The organism is Streptococcus sp. UMB0029 (assembly GCF_002871495.1).
Lineage (GTDB): Bacteria > Bacillota > Bacilli > Lactobacillales > Streptococcaceae > Streptococcus.
Genome location: NZ_PNGD01000002.1, coordinates 203,641 through 219,777 on the forward strand (window position 1 = coordinate 203,641; position 16,137 = coordinate 219,777).

A 16,137-nucleotide genomic window follows, 5' to 3' on the forward strand; every position below is an offset into this window, starting at 1 on the left:
TAGCTAAATAGGGTATAATATGAGTAATCATTTGTCGTAGGTTTTGTCTGAAATATTGTCCAGACAAGGCTCACAGCAGTTAAATCTTCTGAAAAAGTCAGATTTAGCTGCTCTTTTTGTGCTTTTTTTCAGGATTTTGAGCATTTGTAATAAAAACTTAAAGATTCTGAAAATTCATCGAAGGGACACGGTGATAGGGGTTTTTAAAACCATATGACGATTAGAAAAGCCTGATTGACAAGGCTTGGAACTTATTTACAAAGGAGAATCATCTTGGCAGGACATGACGTTCAATACGGGAAACATCGTACCCGTCGTAGTTTTTCAAGAATCAAAGAAGTTCTTGACTTACCAAATTTGATTGAAATTCAAACTGACTCATTCAAAGCTTTCCTAGACCATGGTCTTAAGGAAGTGTTTGAAGATGTATTGCCAATTTCAAACTTCACAGACACGATGGAGTTGGAATTTGTTGGATATGAAATCAAGGAACCAAAATACACGCTAGAAGAAGCTCGTATCCACGATGCTAGCTACTCAGCACCAATTTTTGTAACTTTCCGCTTGATCAATAAAGAAACAGGCGAAATCAAAACTCAAGAAGTTTTCTTTGGTGATTTCCCAATCATGACAGAAATGGGTACTTTCATCATCAATGGTGGTGAACGTATTATCGTATCTCAGTTGGTCCGCTCACCAGGTGTTTACTTCAACGACAAAGTTGATAAAAATGGTAAAGTGGGTTACGGTTCAACTGTTATCCCTAACCGTGGAGCTTGGTTGGAACTTGAAAGCGACTCAAAAGATATTGCCTACACTCGTATCGACCGTACGCGTAAGATTCCATTTACAACCTTGGTTCGTGCTCTTGGTTTCTCAGGTGATGATGAAATCTTTGATATCTTTGGTGATAGCGAATTGGTTCGCAACACTGTTGAAAAAGATATCCACAAGAACCCAATGGACTCTCGTACAGACGAAGCTTTGAAAGAAATTTACGAACGCCTTCGTCCAGGTGAACCTAAGACTGCTGAAAGCTCACGTAGCTTGCTTGTGGCTCGTTTCTTTGATCCACGTCGCTATGACTTGGCAGCAGTTGGTCGTTACAAAATCAATAAAAAACTCAATGTTAAAACACGCTTGCTTAACCAAACCATTGCGGAACCATTGGTAGACCCTGAAACAGGTGAAATCTTGGTAGAAGCTGGGACAATCATGACTCGTAGTGTGATTGAAAGCATCGAAAGCCATTTGGATGGTGATTTGAACAAGATTGTTTACATTCCAAATGATGCAGCTGTTGTGACTGAGCCAGTTGTTCTTCAAAAATTCAAGGTTGTTGCACCAACTGATCCAGACCGCGTTGTAACGATCATCGGTAATGCTAATCCAGATGACAAGGTTCGTATCGTTACTCCTGCAGATATCCTTGCTGAAATGAGCTACTTCCTCAACTTGGCTGAAGGACTTGGCCGTGTAGATGATATCGACCACCTTGGAAACCGTCGTATCCGTGCGGTTGGTGAATTGCTTGCTAACCAAGTACGTCTTGGACTTTCTCGTATGGAGCGTAATGTCCGTGAACGTATGTCTGTTCAAGACAACGAAGTCTTGACACCACAACAAATTATCAATATCCGTCCTGTAACAGCAGCAGTTAAAGAATTCTTTGGTTCATCACAGTTGTCACAGTTCATGGACCAACACAATCCGCTTTCTGAGTTGTCTCACAAACGCCGTTTGTCAGCCTTAGGACCTGGTGGTTTGACACGTGACCGTGCTGGATATGAAGTACGTGACGTGCACTACACTCACTATGGCCGTATGTGTCCAATCGAGACACCTGAAGGACCTAACATCGGTTTGATCAACAACTTGTCATCTTACGGACACTTGAACAAGTATGGTTTTGTTCAAACACCATACCGTAAGGTTGACCGTGAAACAGGTGTTGTTACGAATGAAATCGTTTGGTTGACAGCCGATGAAGAAGATGAATTCACTGTAGCGCAGGCCAACTCTCGTCTTAACGAAGATGGAACCTTTGCTGAGAAAGTTGTCATGGGACGTCACCAAGGGGTCAACCAAGAGTATCCAGCGAATGTTGTTGACTACATGGACGTTTCACCAAAACAGGTAGTTGCCGTTGCGACAGCATGTATTCCTTTCTTGGAAAACGATGACTCTAACCGTGCCCTTATGGGAGCCAACATGCAACGTCAGGCTGTGCCTTTGATTGATCCTAAAGCACCTTATGTTGGTACTGGTATGGAATACCAAGCGGCCCATGATTCTGGAGCAGCTGTGATTGCTCAGTATGATGGTAAAGTTACTTACGCAGATGCTGACAAGGTAGAAGTTCGTCGTGAAGATGGTTCATTGGACGTGTACCATATCCAAAAATTCCGTCGTTCAAACTCAGGTACTGCCTATAACCAACGCACTCTCGTAAAAGTTGGTGATGTCGTTGAAAAAGGCGATTTCATAGCTGACGGACCTTCTATGGAAAATGGAGAAATGGCGCTTGGGCAAAACCCAATCGTTGCCTACATGACTTGGGAAGGTTACAACTTCGAGGATGCCGTTATCATGAGCGAACGCTTGGTGAAAGACGATGTCTATACATCTGTTCACCTTGAAGAATACGAATCAGAAACACGCGATACAAAGCTTGGGCCTGAAGAAATTACTCGTGAAATTCCAAACGTTGGTGAAGATGCCCTTAAAGACCTTGACGAAATGGGTATTATCCGTATCGGTGCTGAGGTTAAAGAAGGTGATATCCTTGTAGGTAAAGTAACACCTAAGGGAGAGAAAGACCTTTCAGCTGAAGAACGTCTCTTGCACGCTATCTTCGGAGATAAATCTCGTGAAGTGCGTGATACTTCGCTTCGTGTACCACACGGTGCCGATGGTGTCGTTCGTGATGTTAAGATCTTTACACGTGCAAATGGAGATGAGTTGCAATCAGGTGTTAACATGCTGGTTCGCGTCTACATCGCTCAAAAACGTAAGATCAAGGTCGGAGATAAGATGGCCGGACGTCACGGAAATAAAGGGGTTGTCTCTCGTATCGTTCCTGTAGAAGACATGCCTTACCTTCCAGATGGAACTCCAGTCGATATCATGTTGAACCCACTTGGGGTGCCATCACGTATGAATATCGGTCAGGTTATGGAGCTTCACCTTGGTATGGCGGCTCGTACTCTTGGTATCCACATCGCGACACCAGTCTTTGACGGAGCAAGTTCTGAAGATCTTTGGTCAACTGTTAAAGAAGCAGGTATGGACAGTGATGCCAAAACAATCCTTTACGATGGACGTACTGGTGAACCGTTTGATAACCGTGTTTCTGTCGGAGTCATGTACATGATCAAACTCCACCACATGGTTGACGATAAATTGCACGCTCGTTCTGTCGGACCATACTCAACTGTTACTCAACAACCACTCGGAGGTAAAGCTCAGTTTGGTGGACAACGTTTCGGTGAGATGGAGGTTTGGGCTCTTGAAGCCTACGGTGCGTCAAATGTCCTTCAAGAAATCTTGACTTACAAGTCTGACGATATCAACGGACGTTTGAAAGCTTATGAAGCTATTACAAAAGGAAAACCAATTCCAAAACCAGGTGTTCCAGAATCCTTCCGAGTTCTTGTAAAAGAATTGCAATCTCTTGGTCTTGATATGCGTGTCCTTGACGAAGATGACCAAGAAGTGGAACTTCGCGACTTGGATGAAGGAATGGACGAAGATGTCATCCACGTAGATGACCTTGAAAAAGCCCGCGAAAAAGCAGCACAAGAGGCTAAAGCAGCCTTTGAAGCTGAAGAAGCTGAGAAAGCAACAAAAGCGGAAGCAACAGAAGAAGCTGCTGAACAAGAATAAGCAGTTCACTTAGAATAGAAAGGGAAGAAATAGTGGTTGATGTAAATCGTTTTAAAAGTATGCAAATCACCCTAGCTTCTCCAAGCAAAGTCCGTTCATGGTCTTATGGAGAAGTCAAAAAACCTGAAACAATCAATTACCGTACCTTGAAACCAGAACGTGAAGGACTCTTTGATGAAGTTATCTTTGGACCTACAAAAGACTGGGAATGTGCTTGTGGTAAGTACAAACGCATTCGTTATAGAGGGATTGTTTGTGACCGTTGTGGGGTTGAAGTAACGCGTACAAAAGTTCGTCGTGAGCGTATGGGGCACATTGAGTTGAAAGCTCCTGTATCTCACATCTGGTACTTCAAGGGGATTCCAAGCCGTATGGGCTTGACCCTTGATATGAGCCCTCGTGCCCTCGAGGAAGTTATCTACTTTGCAGCTTATGTGGTGATTGATCCTAAGGATACACCACTTGAGCACAAGTCTATCATGACAGAGCGCGAATACCGCGAGCGCTTGCGTGAATATGGTTATGGTTCATTCGTTGCCAAGATGGGTGCCGAAGCTATCCAAGACCTTTTAAAACAAGTAGATCTTGAAAAAGAAATTGCTGAACTCAAAGAAGAGTTGAAAACAGCTACTGGACAAAAACGTGTCAAAGCCATCCGTCGTTTGGATGTTTTGGATGCCTTTTACAAGTCTGGAAACAAACCTGAATGGATGATTCTCAACATCCTTCCAGTTATTCCACCAGATCTTCGTCCAATGTTGCAGTTGGATGGTGGCCGTTTTGCCTCATCTGACTTGAATGACCTTTACCGCCGTGTTATCAACCGTAACAACCGTTTGGCTCGTTTGCTTGAGTTGAATGCACCAGGTATTATCGTTCAAAATGAGAAGCGTATGCTTCAAGAAGCAGTTGACGCTTTGATTGACAATGGTCGTCGTGGTCGTCCAATCACAGGACCGGGTAGCCGTCCACTGAAATCATTGAGCCACATGCTTAAAGGTAAACAAGGACGCTTCCGTCAAAACTTGCTCGGTAAACGTGTTGACTTCTCAGGACGTTCCGTTATCGCCGTTGGTCCAACTCTTAAGATGTACCAATGTGGTGTTCCACGTGAAATGGCGATTGAGCTCTTTAAACCATTCGTGATGCGTGAAATCGTTGCACGTGATATCGTGCAAAACGTCAAAGCGGCTAAACGCTTGGTCGAACGCGGAGATGAGCGTATCTGGGATATCCTTGAAGAAGTGATCAAAGAACACCCAGTACTTTTGAACCGCGCACCTACCCTTCACCGTTTGGGTATCCAAGCCTTCGAGCCAGTCTTGATTGATGGTAAGGCCCTTCGCTTGCACCCACTTGTCTGTGAAGCCTACAATGCCGACTTTGACGGGGACCAAATGGCCATCCACGTACCGCTTTCAGAAGAAGCCCAAGCAGAAGCTCGTATCTTGATGCTAGCTGCTGAGCACATCTTGAACCCGAAAGATGGGAAACCAGTTGTTACTCCATCTCAGGACATGGTTTTGGGTAACTACTACTTGACCATGGAAGAAGCTGGTCGTGAAGGTGAAGGAATGGTCTTCAAGGACCGTGACGAAGCGGTCATGGCTTACCGTAATGGTTACGTTCACCTTCATTCACGTGTAGGGATTGCAACTGACAGTCTCAACAAACCGTGGACAGAAGAGCAAAAACACAAGGTCTTGCTTACAACAGTTGGTAAAATCCTTTTCAACGATATCATGCCAGAGGGTCTACCATACTTGCAAGAACCAAACAATGCCAACTTGACAGAAGGCGTTCCAGCTAAATACTTCTTGCCACTTGGTGGAGATATCAAGGAAGCAATCAGCAAACTTGAACTCAACCCTCCATTCAAGAAGAAAAACCTTGGAAATATCATCGCTGAAATCTTCAAACGTTTCCGTACGACAGAAACTTCTGCCTTACTTGACCGCATGAAGAACCTCGGTTACCACCACTCAACTCTCGCAGGATTGACAGTGGGTATTGCCGATATCCCAGTCGTTGATGACAAGGCTGAAATCATTGAAGAATCACACAAACGTGTAGAACAAATCACCAAACAATTCCGTCGTGGTATGATTACAGACGACGAGCGTTACAATGCTGTTACAGCTGAATGGCGTGCTGCCCGTGAAAAATTGGAGAAACGCTTGATTGCTAACCAAGATCCTAAGAACCCAATCGTTATGATGATGGACTCAGGAGCCCGTGGTAACATCTCAAACTTCTCACAGCTTGCCGGTATGCGTGGTCTGATGGCTGCTCCGAACGGACGTATCATGGAATTGCCAATCCTTTCAAACTTCCGCGAAGGTTTGTCAGTACTCGAAATGTTCTTCTCAACTCACGGTGCGCGTAAAGGTATGACCGATACGGCCCTTAAGACAGCCGACTCAGGTTACTTGACTCGTCGTTTGGTTGACGTTGCCCAAGACGTTATCATCCGTGAGGACGACTGTGGAACAGATCGTGGTCTCTTGATCCGCTCTATCGCAGAAGGAAAAGAGATGATTGAGTCTCTCGAAGAGCGTCTCAATGGTCGTTACACTAAGAAAACTGTTAAACATCCAGAAACTGGTGCAGTTATCATTGGTCCAAATGAGTTGATTACAGAAGACAAGGCGCGTGAAATTGTCAATGCTGGTGTGGAAGAAGTGACTATCCGCTCTGTATTTACATGTAACACTCGTCACGGTGTCTGCCGTCACTGTTACGGTATCAACTTGGCGACTGGTGATGCGGTTGAAGTTGGTGAAGCAGTTGGTACAATCGCTGCTCAATCTATCGGGGAACCTGGTACACAGCTTACAATGCGTACCTTCCACACGGGTGGGGTTGCCTCAAATACCGATATCACTCAGGGTCTTCCTCGTGTCCAAGAAATCTTTGAAGCCCGCAATCCTAAAGGGGAAGCGGTTATCACAGAGGTTAAAGGACAAGTTACTGCTATCGAAGAAGATGCCTCAACTCGTACTAAGAAAGTCTTTGTTAAGGGCGAAACTGGCGAAGGTGAATACGTCGTACCATTTACTGCTCGTATGCGTGTAGAAGTTGGAGACCAAGTAGCGCGTGGTGCTGCTCTTACAGAAGGTTCTATCCAACCAAAACGTCTCCTTGCAGTCCGTGATGTCTTGTCAGTTGAAACTTATCTTCTCGGTGAAGTACAAAAAGTTTACCGTAGCCAAGGGGTAGAAATCGGTGACAAACACATCGAGGTAATGGTTCGTCAAATGATCCGTAAAGTCCGTGTCATGGATCCAGGTGACACAGACCTTCTCATGGGTACCCTCATGGATATCAATGACTTTACAGATGCCAATAAAGATGTCCTTGTCGCGGGTGGAGTTCCAGCGACTGGTCGACCAGTCCTTATGGGAATTACCAAAGCCTCACTTGAAACCAACAGTTTCTTGTCAGCGGCTTCCTTCCAGGAAACAACTCGTGTCCTTACTGATGCGGCTATCCGTGGTAAGAAAGACCATCTCCTTGGACTTAAAGAAAATGTTATCATCGGTAAGATCATCCCAGCAGGTACTGGTATGGCACGTTACCGTAACCTTGAACCACATGCTATCAACGAAGAAGAATACCTTAATCCTCCAGTAGAGGAAGAAGGAAACGAAGAAACAACAGAAGTAGTTGTGGATACTACCGTTGAAACTGTGGAAGAAACAGTAGAATAAGAGAGAATGAGAGAGCCTTCGGGTTCTCTTTCTCTTTTCTGAAAACTTTCTCCATTTTTTCATGGAATGTGGTAAAATAAAAGAAAGAATCTGACAAAGGAGACAAGTATGGAACAAACATTCTTTATCATTAAACCAGATGGTGTAAAAAGAGGATTAGTAGGTGAAGTGTTGAAACGCATCGAACAGCGTGGCTTTACAATCGAAAAATTGGAGTTGCGTTCACAGGTTTCAGAAGAGTTGATTGACCAGCACTATCAGGACTTGGTTGGTCAGAGTTTTTACCCACCGATTCGTGAATTCATGACTTCAGGACCGATTCTTGTAGGCGTTATCTCTGGTCCCAAAGTAATCGAAACTTGGCGGACCATGATGGGGGCAACTCGTCCAGAAGAAGCTTTACCAGGAACTATTCGAGGTGATTTTGCAAAAGCTGCTGGAGAAAATGAGGTTATCCAAAATGTTGTACATGGTTCAGATTCAGAAGAGTCAGCTAAGCGAGAAATTGCTCTTTGGTTTGAGGGTAAATAGCAAAAAGTTTGATGTAAGGGTTACTTGCATCAAACTTTTTTTGCGTTTTAGAGTAGAAAACTGACAGTTGAGAAATATTCTAGCAAAAGTGAGGATTTCTAGCATATAATAAGAGCAAGTAAGGGAGGGAAAATGATGGAAAGAATGAAAAAGCAAATTCAAGTTTTGTTATTGCTGACGGTTTTGGTACTTAGTGGCTGTTCTTGTTTAAGTTTATCGACTTGGTCCTTGATGTTAAATCAGAACTGCTTTTATTATTTAGTGGGTATGTTGCTACTTGCGAGTATTGGGGCAGGACTAAACTACTATAAAGGACAACAAAATCAATATTATTCAGTTTTTAAAGAAGATAGCAAACAATTCTTGTATACTCTGTTGCTATTGGTAAATGTTTTAGGTTTAGCTTTAATTATCATAGAATATGTTCTTACGGGAAGGGCAACTGGTGAAGAGTTTGTGGAAGTCTTTCTACCGAGTTTCTTTTTCTTATTCGGTATTGATTTGTTAGTCTTTCTGCCGATTCAGAAGTATCTATATGGATTGAAAAAGATTTTGGGTAAAAAGCAAGTCTGTTTTATCAGTGGACTAGCTATTTTAATCGTTCTCAGAAATCCTTGGTCAATATTATCAATAACCTTTTATATTGCCTTGGGCATGCTATTTCTAGGATTGTTGGTGCCAAAAGTTATTCGTTGGGAAGTTTCATTTTATAGCCATTTGATGAGAGATATATTATTAGTTCTCTTTTTACTGTTCCTATTTTAAAATCAGAACAAGAACCAGCCCAAGTCTCATAATTCATAATCTGGACTTCACAGATAATATCTCGACAAAGAACAACTTTTTGGTATAATAGAGGTATGTACACAAAAAATGAAGAAGAGCTACAATCTTTAGGGGAACGCTTGGGTCATCTACTAGAAAAGAATGATGTTTTAATCTTAACTGGAGAACTGGGTGCAGGTAAAACGACCTTTACTAAAGGACTTGCTAAGGGATTACAGATTTCTCAGATGATTAAGAGTCCAACCTATACTATCGTGAGAGAGTATGAAGGTCGTCTTCCGCTTTACCACCTAGATGTTTATCGTATCGAAGGGGATGCTGATTCTATTGACTTGGATGAATTTCTCTTTGGTGGTGGAGTGACTGTCATCGAGTGGGGGAATCTTTTAGGTGATGCCTTGCCAGATACTTATTTAGAATTGGAAATTCTAAAAGAGGAAGATGGTCGCAGATTAAACTTCCAAGCCAAGGGTTTGCGTGCAGAAAAACTCTTAGAGGAGCTTCAACATGGAGTATGAATTACTCATTAGGGAAGCAGAAGCTGAAGATGCGGCTGAGTTAGTGACGTTTTTAAATCGTGTCAGTGTAGAAACAGATTTTACCAGTCTAGACAGGGATGGTATTTTGATGACAGATACTGAGATGGAGTTGTTTTTGGATAAACAGGCTCACTCGGAAAATCAAATCACTTTACTGGCCTTACTGAATGATGAAATTGCTGGTCTTGTAAATATTACGGCTGACCAGCGCCAGAGAGTTCGCCATATTGGAGATCTCTTCATTGTGATTGGAAAAAGATATTGGAATAATGGATTGGGAAGTTTTTTGCTAGAAGAAGCGATAGAGTGGGCACAAGCAAGTGGCATTCTGCGTCGTCTCCAACTGACTGTCCAAACTCGTAATCAAGCTGCAGTCCATCTTTATCAAAAGCATGGCTTTGTAATTGAAGGTCGCCAAGAGCGTGGGGCATATATAGAAGAAGGGAAATTTATTGATGTTTACTTGATGGGTAAACTGATAGATTAGTAGAAATATGGTTAAAAAAATTATTGGAATGGTGCTAGCTTTTCTAGCTGTGACAGTTTTGGGTGTGGGTGTCTTTGCTTATACCATTTATCAGCAAGGTACACAAACCTTATCAAAAACCTATAAAAAGATTGGGGAAGAAACCAAGGTTATCGAAGCAACTGAACCCATGACCATTCTGTTGATGGGAGTTGATACTGGGAATGTGGAACGTACGGATCAGTGGACTGGAAATAGTGACAGTATGATTTTGCTGACCGTCAATCCTCACACAAAGAAAACCATGATGTTGAGTTTGGAACGTGATATTCTGACTAAAATTCAGCATAAAGATGGTCGTATTGAAGAAGCCAAGTTAAACGCTGCCTATGCTGGTGGTGGTGCGGAACTAGCTATTTCAACGATTCAACAGATGATGAATATCCATATCGATCGCTATATTATGGTCAACATGCAAGGATTGCAACAATTAGTCGATGCAGTAGGTGGCATTACCGTCAATAACACGCTAGGTTCCCCGATTTCTATCAGTGACCAAGAAGAATTTAACACCATTTCTATTGGCGTTGGAGAACAGAAAATAAATGGAGAGGAAGCGCTTGTTTATTCACGCATGCGATATCAAGATCCAGAAGGAGACTACGGACGTCAGAAGCGTCAGCGTGAAGTCATTCAAAAAGTTGTTGAAAAAGTTCTTAGTTTGGATAGTGTCAGTCACTATCAGTCTATCTTAAAAGCTCTAAGTACCAATATGCAGACTAATATTGATTTATCTGCAAAAAGTATTCCGAACTTGTTGGGTTATAAAGATTCATTTAAAACCATTGAATCACAACAGTTGAAGGGTGAGGGAGAGATGTTGCAAGGTATTTCTTACCAGATTGTTTCTAGAGAGCATATGTTGGAAATGCAGAATATATTGCGACGTTCTTTGGGACAAGAAGAAGTCACTCAGCTTGAAACAAATGTTGTCTTATTTGAAGATTTGTTTGGACGGGTGCCTGTTGGTGACGAAGATAATTAACTTTCTTGCTATAAATAAAAAAATCAATCGTGGGAAATTTCCTGCGATTTTTTCAAAAAAATGCGAATAGATAGGTAGGAGGAAACATGAAAGCAGAAATCATAGCTGTTGGAACAGAGATTTTGACAGGGCAGATTGTCAATACCAATGCCCAGTTTTTATCAGAAAAACTAGCAGAAATTGGGGTAGATGTATATTTTCAGACGGCTGTAGGAGATAATGAAGCTCGTCTCTTATCCCTGCTTGAGATTGCCAGTCAACGTAGCAGTCTGGTGATTTTAACAGGTGGTTTGGGGCCAACTGAGGACGATTTGACCAAACAAACCCTGGCTAAATTCTTAGGGAAAACATTAGTCTTCGATCTTCAGGCGCAGGAGAAGTTGGATGTCTTTTTTGCCCAGAGACCAGACTATGCCCGAACACCGAATAACGAAAGACAAGCTCAAATTGTAGAAGGAGCGACTCCGCTGCCCAACGAAACAGGACTGGCTGTGGGAGGAATATTAGAAGCCGATGGAGTGACCTACGTCGTCCTTCCCGGTCCACCAAGTGAATTGAAACCCATGGTCTTAAACCAACTTCTACCCAAGTTGATGACAGGGAGCAAGTTGTATTCTCGAGTTCTTCGTTTCTTTGGAATTGGCGAAAGTCAGCTGGTTACGATTTTGGCTGATTTAATTGATAATCAGACCGATCCTACCTTGGCACCTTATGCTAAGACAGGAGAGGTGACCTTGCGTCTGTCAACAAAGGCTAGCAGTCAAGAAGAGGCGAATCAAGCGCTGGATATCTTGGAAAATCAAATCTTGGACCGCCATACTTTCGAAGGACTTTCTTTACGAGAACTTTGCTATGGTTATGGGGAAGAATCCAGCTTGGCCAGCATTGTGGTAGAAGAACTGAAAAGGCAAGGGAAAACCATCACGGCTGCAGAGAGTTTGACGGCAGGGCTTTTTCAAGCCACTGTGGCGGATTTTTCAGGAGCTTCAAGTATATTTAAGGGTGGTTTTGTGACCTATAGCTTGGAGGAAAAATCGAAGATGTTGGATATTCCTGCCAAGGATTTGGAAGAACATGGTGTAGTGTCTGCATTTACAGCCCAGAAGATGGCTGAGCAGGCACGAAGCAAGACCCAGTCTGATTTTGGCCTTAGTTTGACTGGAGTGGCAGGACCAGATAGCCTCGAAGGATATCCAGCTGGGACAGTCTTTATAGGCTTGGCTCAAGAGCATGGAACTGAGGTCATCAAGGTGAATATTGGAGGCAGAAGTCGAGCAGATGTACGTCACATTGCGGTTATGCATGCCTTTAACCTAGTTCGCAAGGCTTTATTAAGTGACTAACTTTTGATATAATAGTAGATAGGTCTGAGGACCATTAGAATGTAGGAGAATAGAATGGCGAAAAAACCAAAAAAATTAGATGAAATTTCAAAAAAATTCGGGGCTGAACGTGAAAAAGCCTTGAATGACGCTCTTAAACTGATTGAGAAAGACTTTGGTAAAGGATCAATCATGCGTTTGGGTGAACGTGCCGAGCAAAAAGTGCAAGTGATGAGTTCAGGTTCCTTGGCTCTCGATATTGCTCTTGGTTCAGGTGGTTATCCTAAGGGACGTATCATTGAAATCTATGGGCCAGAGTCATCTGGTAAGACAACAGTTGCCCTTCATGCAGTTGCACAAGCGCAAAAAGAAGGTGGGATTGCAGCCTTTATCGATGCGGAGCATGCCCTTGATCCAGCTTATGCTGCGGCCCTTGGGGTCAACATTGACGAATTGCTCTTGTCACAACCAGACTCGGGAGAGCAAGGTCTTGAGATTGCAGGAAAATTGATTGATTCAGGTGCTGTAGATCTTGTCGTGGTCGACTCCGTTGCGGCCCTTGTCCCTCGTGCGGAAATTGATGGAGATATCGGTGATAGCCACGTTGGTTTGCAGGCTCGTATGATGAGTCAGGCCATGCGTAAACTTGGTGCTTCTATCAATAAAACCAAAACAATTGCCATCTTCATCAACCAATTGCGTGAAAAAGTTGGGGTCATGTTTGGAAATCCAGAAACAACTCCTGGTGGACGTGCTCTGAAATTCTACGCTTCAGTGCGTTTGGATGTTCGTGGAAGCACACAAATCAAGGGAACTGGTGACCAAAAAGATACCAATGTTGGTAAAGAAACTAAGATTAAGGTCGTGAAAAACAAGGTGGCTCCACCATTTAAGGAAGCCTTCGTTGAAATCATGTATGGAGAAGGGATTTCTAAGACTGGTGAACTCTTAAAAATCGCAAGCGATTTGGATATCATCAAAAAAGCAGGAGCTTGGTACTCTTACAAGGATGAAAAAATCGGGCAAGGTTCTGAAAATGCTAAGAAATACTTGGCAGATAACCCAGAAATCTTTGATGAAATTGACCATCAAGTCCGTGTTCAATTTGGTTTGATTGATGGAGAAGAAGCTTCTGTAGAAGGTGTTGAAACTACAAAAGATGAAGCAGTTCAAGCAGATTCTGTGAATGAAGAAGTCACGCTTGACCTAGGCGATGAACTTGAAATCGAAATTGAAGAATAGGCTGTTAAAGTAGTGGAGAAAATCCACTGCTTTTTCGTTGCCTAGTTCTGGTCTTAAGCTCGCGCATAGTTTGCTGTTTCTTGTCGCTCCTCTAGAAAGCTGATATAATAGCCTTATGAATAAAAAACGAACAGTGGACCTGATTCATGGTCCTATTCTCCCCTCGCTCTTGAGTTTTGCCTTCCCAATATTGCTGTCCAATATTTTCCAACAGCTCTATAACACTGCTGATGTCTTGATTGTTGGGCGATTCCTTGGACAAGATTCTTTGGCGGCGGTGGGAGCTACAACTGCCATTTTTGACTTGATTGTTGGATTTACCTTAGGTGTCGGAAATGGTATGGGAATTGTCATTGCTCGCTATTATGGGGCTCGGAATTTCACCAAAATCAAGGAAGCGGTAGCAGCCACCTGGATTTTAGGTGCTCTTTTGAGTGTTGTAGTGATGTTGCTGGGCTTTCTTGGTTTGTATCCTCTCTTGCAATACTTAGATACCCCTGCTGAAATCCTCCCTCAGTCCTATCAATATATTTCTATGATTGTGACCTGTGTCGGTGTCAGCTTTGCCTATAATCTCTTTGCAGGCTTGTTGCGGTCAATTGGGGACAGTCTAGCAGCCCTTGGCTTTCTGATTTTCTCTGCCTTGGTCAATGTGGTTCTGGATCTCTATTTCATTACGCAACTGCATCTGGGAGTTCAATCCGCAGGACTTGCTACTATTATTTCGCAAGGCTTATCAGCGGTTCTCTGTTTTTATTATATCCGTAAGAGTGTTCCAGAATTGCTCCCTCAACTCAAGTATTTTAAATGGAACAAGGCCTTATATGCAGATCTCTTGGAGCAAGGTTTGGCTATGGGCTTGATGAGTTCCATTGTATCTATCGGTAGCGTGATTTTACAGTCTTCTGTTAATACTTTTGGGGCGGTGATTATCAGTGCCCAGACGGCGGCTCGACGCATTATGGCCTTCGCCCTTCTTCCTATGACCGCTATTTCTGCTTCGATGACGACCTTTGCTTCGCAGAATCTTGGTGCCAAGCGACCAGACCGCATTGTTCAAGGACTTCGAATTGGCAGTCGTTTAAGCATGTCCTGGGCAGTTTTTGTTTGTGTCTTCCTCTTTTTTGCCAGTCCTACCTTGGTTTCCTTCTTGGCCAGTTCGACGGATGGTTACTTGGTAGAAAATGGTAGTCTCTACCTGCAAATCAGCTCAGCCTTTTATCCTATTTTGAGTCTCTTGTTGATTTATCGCAATTGCTTGCAGGGCTTGGGGCAAAAGATTCTTCCTCTGGTTTCCAGTTTTATCGAACTAATCGGGAAAATCGCTTTTGTGGTCTTGATTATTCCTTGGGCAGGATATAAGGGTGTTATCCTCTGCGAACCCCTTATCTGGGTTGCTATGACCATTCAACTCTCCTTCTCACTGTTCCGTCATCCCTTGATAAAAGAAGGCAAGGCCATCTTGGCAACTAAAGTAGCATCCTAACTTGATTTACTGAATAAAATCCATTTCCTCTAGTGAAAATCGAAAAAACTTGTGTTATAATAAGAAAGATTAAAATGTGAAAAAAGGAGATTCCTAATGGGACGTAAATGGGCCAATATCGTAGCCAAGAAAACGGCTAAAGATGGAGCTAACTCTAAAGTATATGCAAAATTTGGTGTAGAAATCTATGTAGCAGCTAAAAAAGGTGATCCAGATCCAGAATCAAACTCAGCTTTGAAATTCGTTATCGACCGTGCTAAACAAGCCCAAGTGCCAAAACACGTTATCGATAAAGCGATTGATAAAGCAAAAGGAAACACAGACGAAACCTTTACAGAAGGACGTTACGAAGGTTTTGGACCAAATGGTTCTATGTTGATTGTTGATACTTTGACTTCAAATGTCAACCGTACAGCGGCTAATGTCCGTGCAGCTTTTGGTAAAAATGGCGGAAACATGGGTGCTTCAGGTTCTGTTTCATACCTCTTTGACAACAAGGGTGTTATCGTATTTGCAGGTGAAGATGCGGACGCAGTCTTTGAGCAATTGCTCGAAGCGGATGTGGATGTGGACGATGTAGAAGCAGAAGAAGGAACAATCACAGTTTACACAGCTCCAACTGACCTTCATAAGGCTATCGTTGCCCTCCGTGAGTCAGGTATCGAAGAATTCCAAGTAACTGAATTGGAAATGATTCCTCAGTCAGAAGTGGAATTGTCAGGCGATGACCTTGAAACCTTTGAAAAACTTTACAGCGTTCTTGAGGACGACGAAGACGTACAAAAGATTTATACAAACGTAGATGGGTTCTAATTGAACCTAGAAAACATGGCTCTTTGTCAACTGTAGTGGGTTGAAGAAAAGCTAAGCTCGAGAAAGGACAGATTTAGTCCTTTCTTTTTTGATATTTAGAGCCATAAAAATCCGTTTTTTGAAGTTTTCAAAGTTCCGAAAACCAAAGGCATTTCGTTTGATAAGTTTGATAAGATTATTGGTTGCTTCCAGTTTAGCGTTTGAATAGGGAAATTGAAGGGCGTTGACGATTTTCTCTTTGTCCTTGAAAAAGGTTTTAAAGACAGTCTGAAAAAGAGGATGAACCTGCTTTAGATTGTCCTTAATGAGTCC

Annotated in this window: 12 protein-coding genes; 11 read left to right on the forward strand and 1 reads right to left on the reverse strand. The window is 42.8% G+C overall.

The annotated features are described in order from the left end of the window. Nucleotides 1–273 precede the first annotated feature (273 nt). From rpoB to CJ239_RS02145, 11 genes are all read left to right on the forward strand, one after another. Nucleotides 274–3,885: a DNA-directed RNA polymerase subunit beta gene (gene rpoB / locus CJ239_RS02095; RefSeq protein WP_049550565.1), complete on the forward strand. Its 3,612-nt coding sequence runs from the start codon at nucleotides 274–276 to the stop codon at nucleotides 3,883–3,885. A gap of 32 nt (nucleotides 3,886–3,917) precedes the next feature. After that, the gene (gene rpoC, locus CJ239_RS02100; RefSeq protein WP_180958185.1) at nucleotides 3,918–7,595 is read left to right on the forward strand and encodes a DNA-directed RNA polymerase subunit beta'; all 3,678 of its coding nucleotides are present in this window, start codon (nucleotides 3,918–3,920) and stop codon (nucleotides 7,593–7,595) included. 108 nt (nucleotides 7,596–7,703) lie between these two features. After that, nucleotides 7,704–8,126 (forward strand): nucleoside-diphosphate kinase, encoded by a 423-nt coding sequence (gene ndk, locus CJ239_RS02105; RefSeq protein ID WP_042901678.1) that lies wholly within the window; start codon nucleotides 7,704–7,706, stop codon nucleotides 8,124–8,126. A 135-nt stretch (nucleotides 8,127–8,261) separates the two neighbouring features. Then, nucleotides 8,262–8,891 (forward strand): competence protein, encoded by a 630-nt coding sequence (locus tag CJ239_RS02110; RefSeq protein ID WP_102210377.1) that lies wholly within the window; start codon nucleotides 8,262–8,264, stop codon nucleotides 8,889–8,891. Between the two features lie 95 nt (nucleotides 8,892–8,986). Next, nucleotides 8,987–9,430, forward strand: coding sequence for a tRNA (adenosine(37)-N6)-threonylcarbamoyltransferase complex ATPase subunit type 1 TsaE (gene tsaE, locus CJ239_RS02115; protein ID WP_102210364.1), 444 nt, complete (start codon nucleotides 8,987–8,989; stop codon nucleotides 9,428–9,430). After that, nucleotides 9,420–9,938: a GNAT family N-acetyltransferase gene (locus CJ239_RS02120; RefSeq protein WP_102210365.1), complete on the forward strand. Its 519-nt coding sequence runs from the start codon at nucleotides 9,420–9,422 to the stop codon at nucleotides 9,936–9,938. The genes tsaE and CJ239_RS02120 overlap by 11 nt, the downstream gene beginning before the upstream one ends. Nucleotides 9,939–9,945: 7 nt before the next feature. Then, nucleotides 9,946–10,962, forward strand: coding sequence for an LCP family protein (locus tag CJ239_RS02125; RefSeq protein WP_102210366.1), 1,017 nt, complete (start codon nucleotides 9,946–9,948; stop codon nucleotides 10,960–10,962). 86 nt (nucleotides 10,963–11,048) lie between these two features. Continuing rightward, on the forward strand, nucleotides 11,049–12,305 hold the full coding sequence (locus CJ239_RS02130; protein WP_102210367.1) for a competence/damage-inducible protein A: 1,257 nt from the start codon (nucleotides 11,049–11,051) through the stop codon (nucleotides 12,303–12,305). Nucleotides 12,306–12,359: 54 nt separating this feature from the next. Beyond that, on the forward strand, nucleotides 12,360–13,526 hold the full coding sequence (gene recA, locus CJ239_RS02135; RefSeq protein ID WP_102210368.1) for a recombinase RecA: 1,167 nt from the start codon (nucleotides 12,360–12,362) through the stop codon (nucleotides 13,524–13,526). A gap of 115 nt (nucleotides 13,527–13,641) precedes the next feature. Further along, nucleotides 13,642–15,012 carry an MATE family efflux transporter gene (locus CJ239_RS02140; RefSeq protein WP_102210369.1) on the forward strand — a complete coding sequence of 457 codons (1,371 nt, stop codon included), beginning with the start codon at nucleotides 13,642–13,644 and terminating at the stop codon, nucleotides 15,010–15,012. A 96-nt stretch (nucleotides 15,013–15,108) separates the two neighbouring features. Beyond that, nucleotides 15,109–15,825 (forward strand): YebC/PmpR family DNA-binding transcriptional regulator, encoded by a 717-nt coding sequence (locus CJ239_RS02145; protein ID WP_000532877.1) that lies wholly within the window; start codon nucleotides 15,109–15,111, stop codon nucleotides 15,823–15,825. Between the two features lie 51 nt (nucleotides 15,826–15,876). Here the strand turns inward: CJ239_RS02145 and CJ239_RS02150 are convergent. Beyond that, nucleotides 15,877–16,137 (reverse strand): transposase (locus tag CJ239_RS02150; RefSeq protein WP_142366987.1); only part of this gene is annotated, 261 nt, incomplete at its 5' end.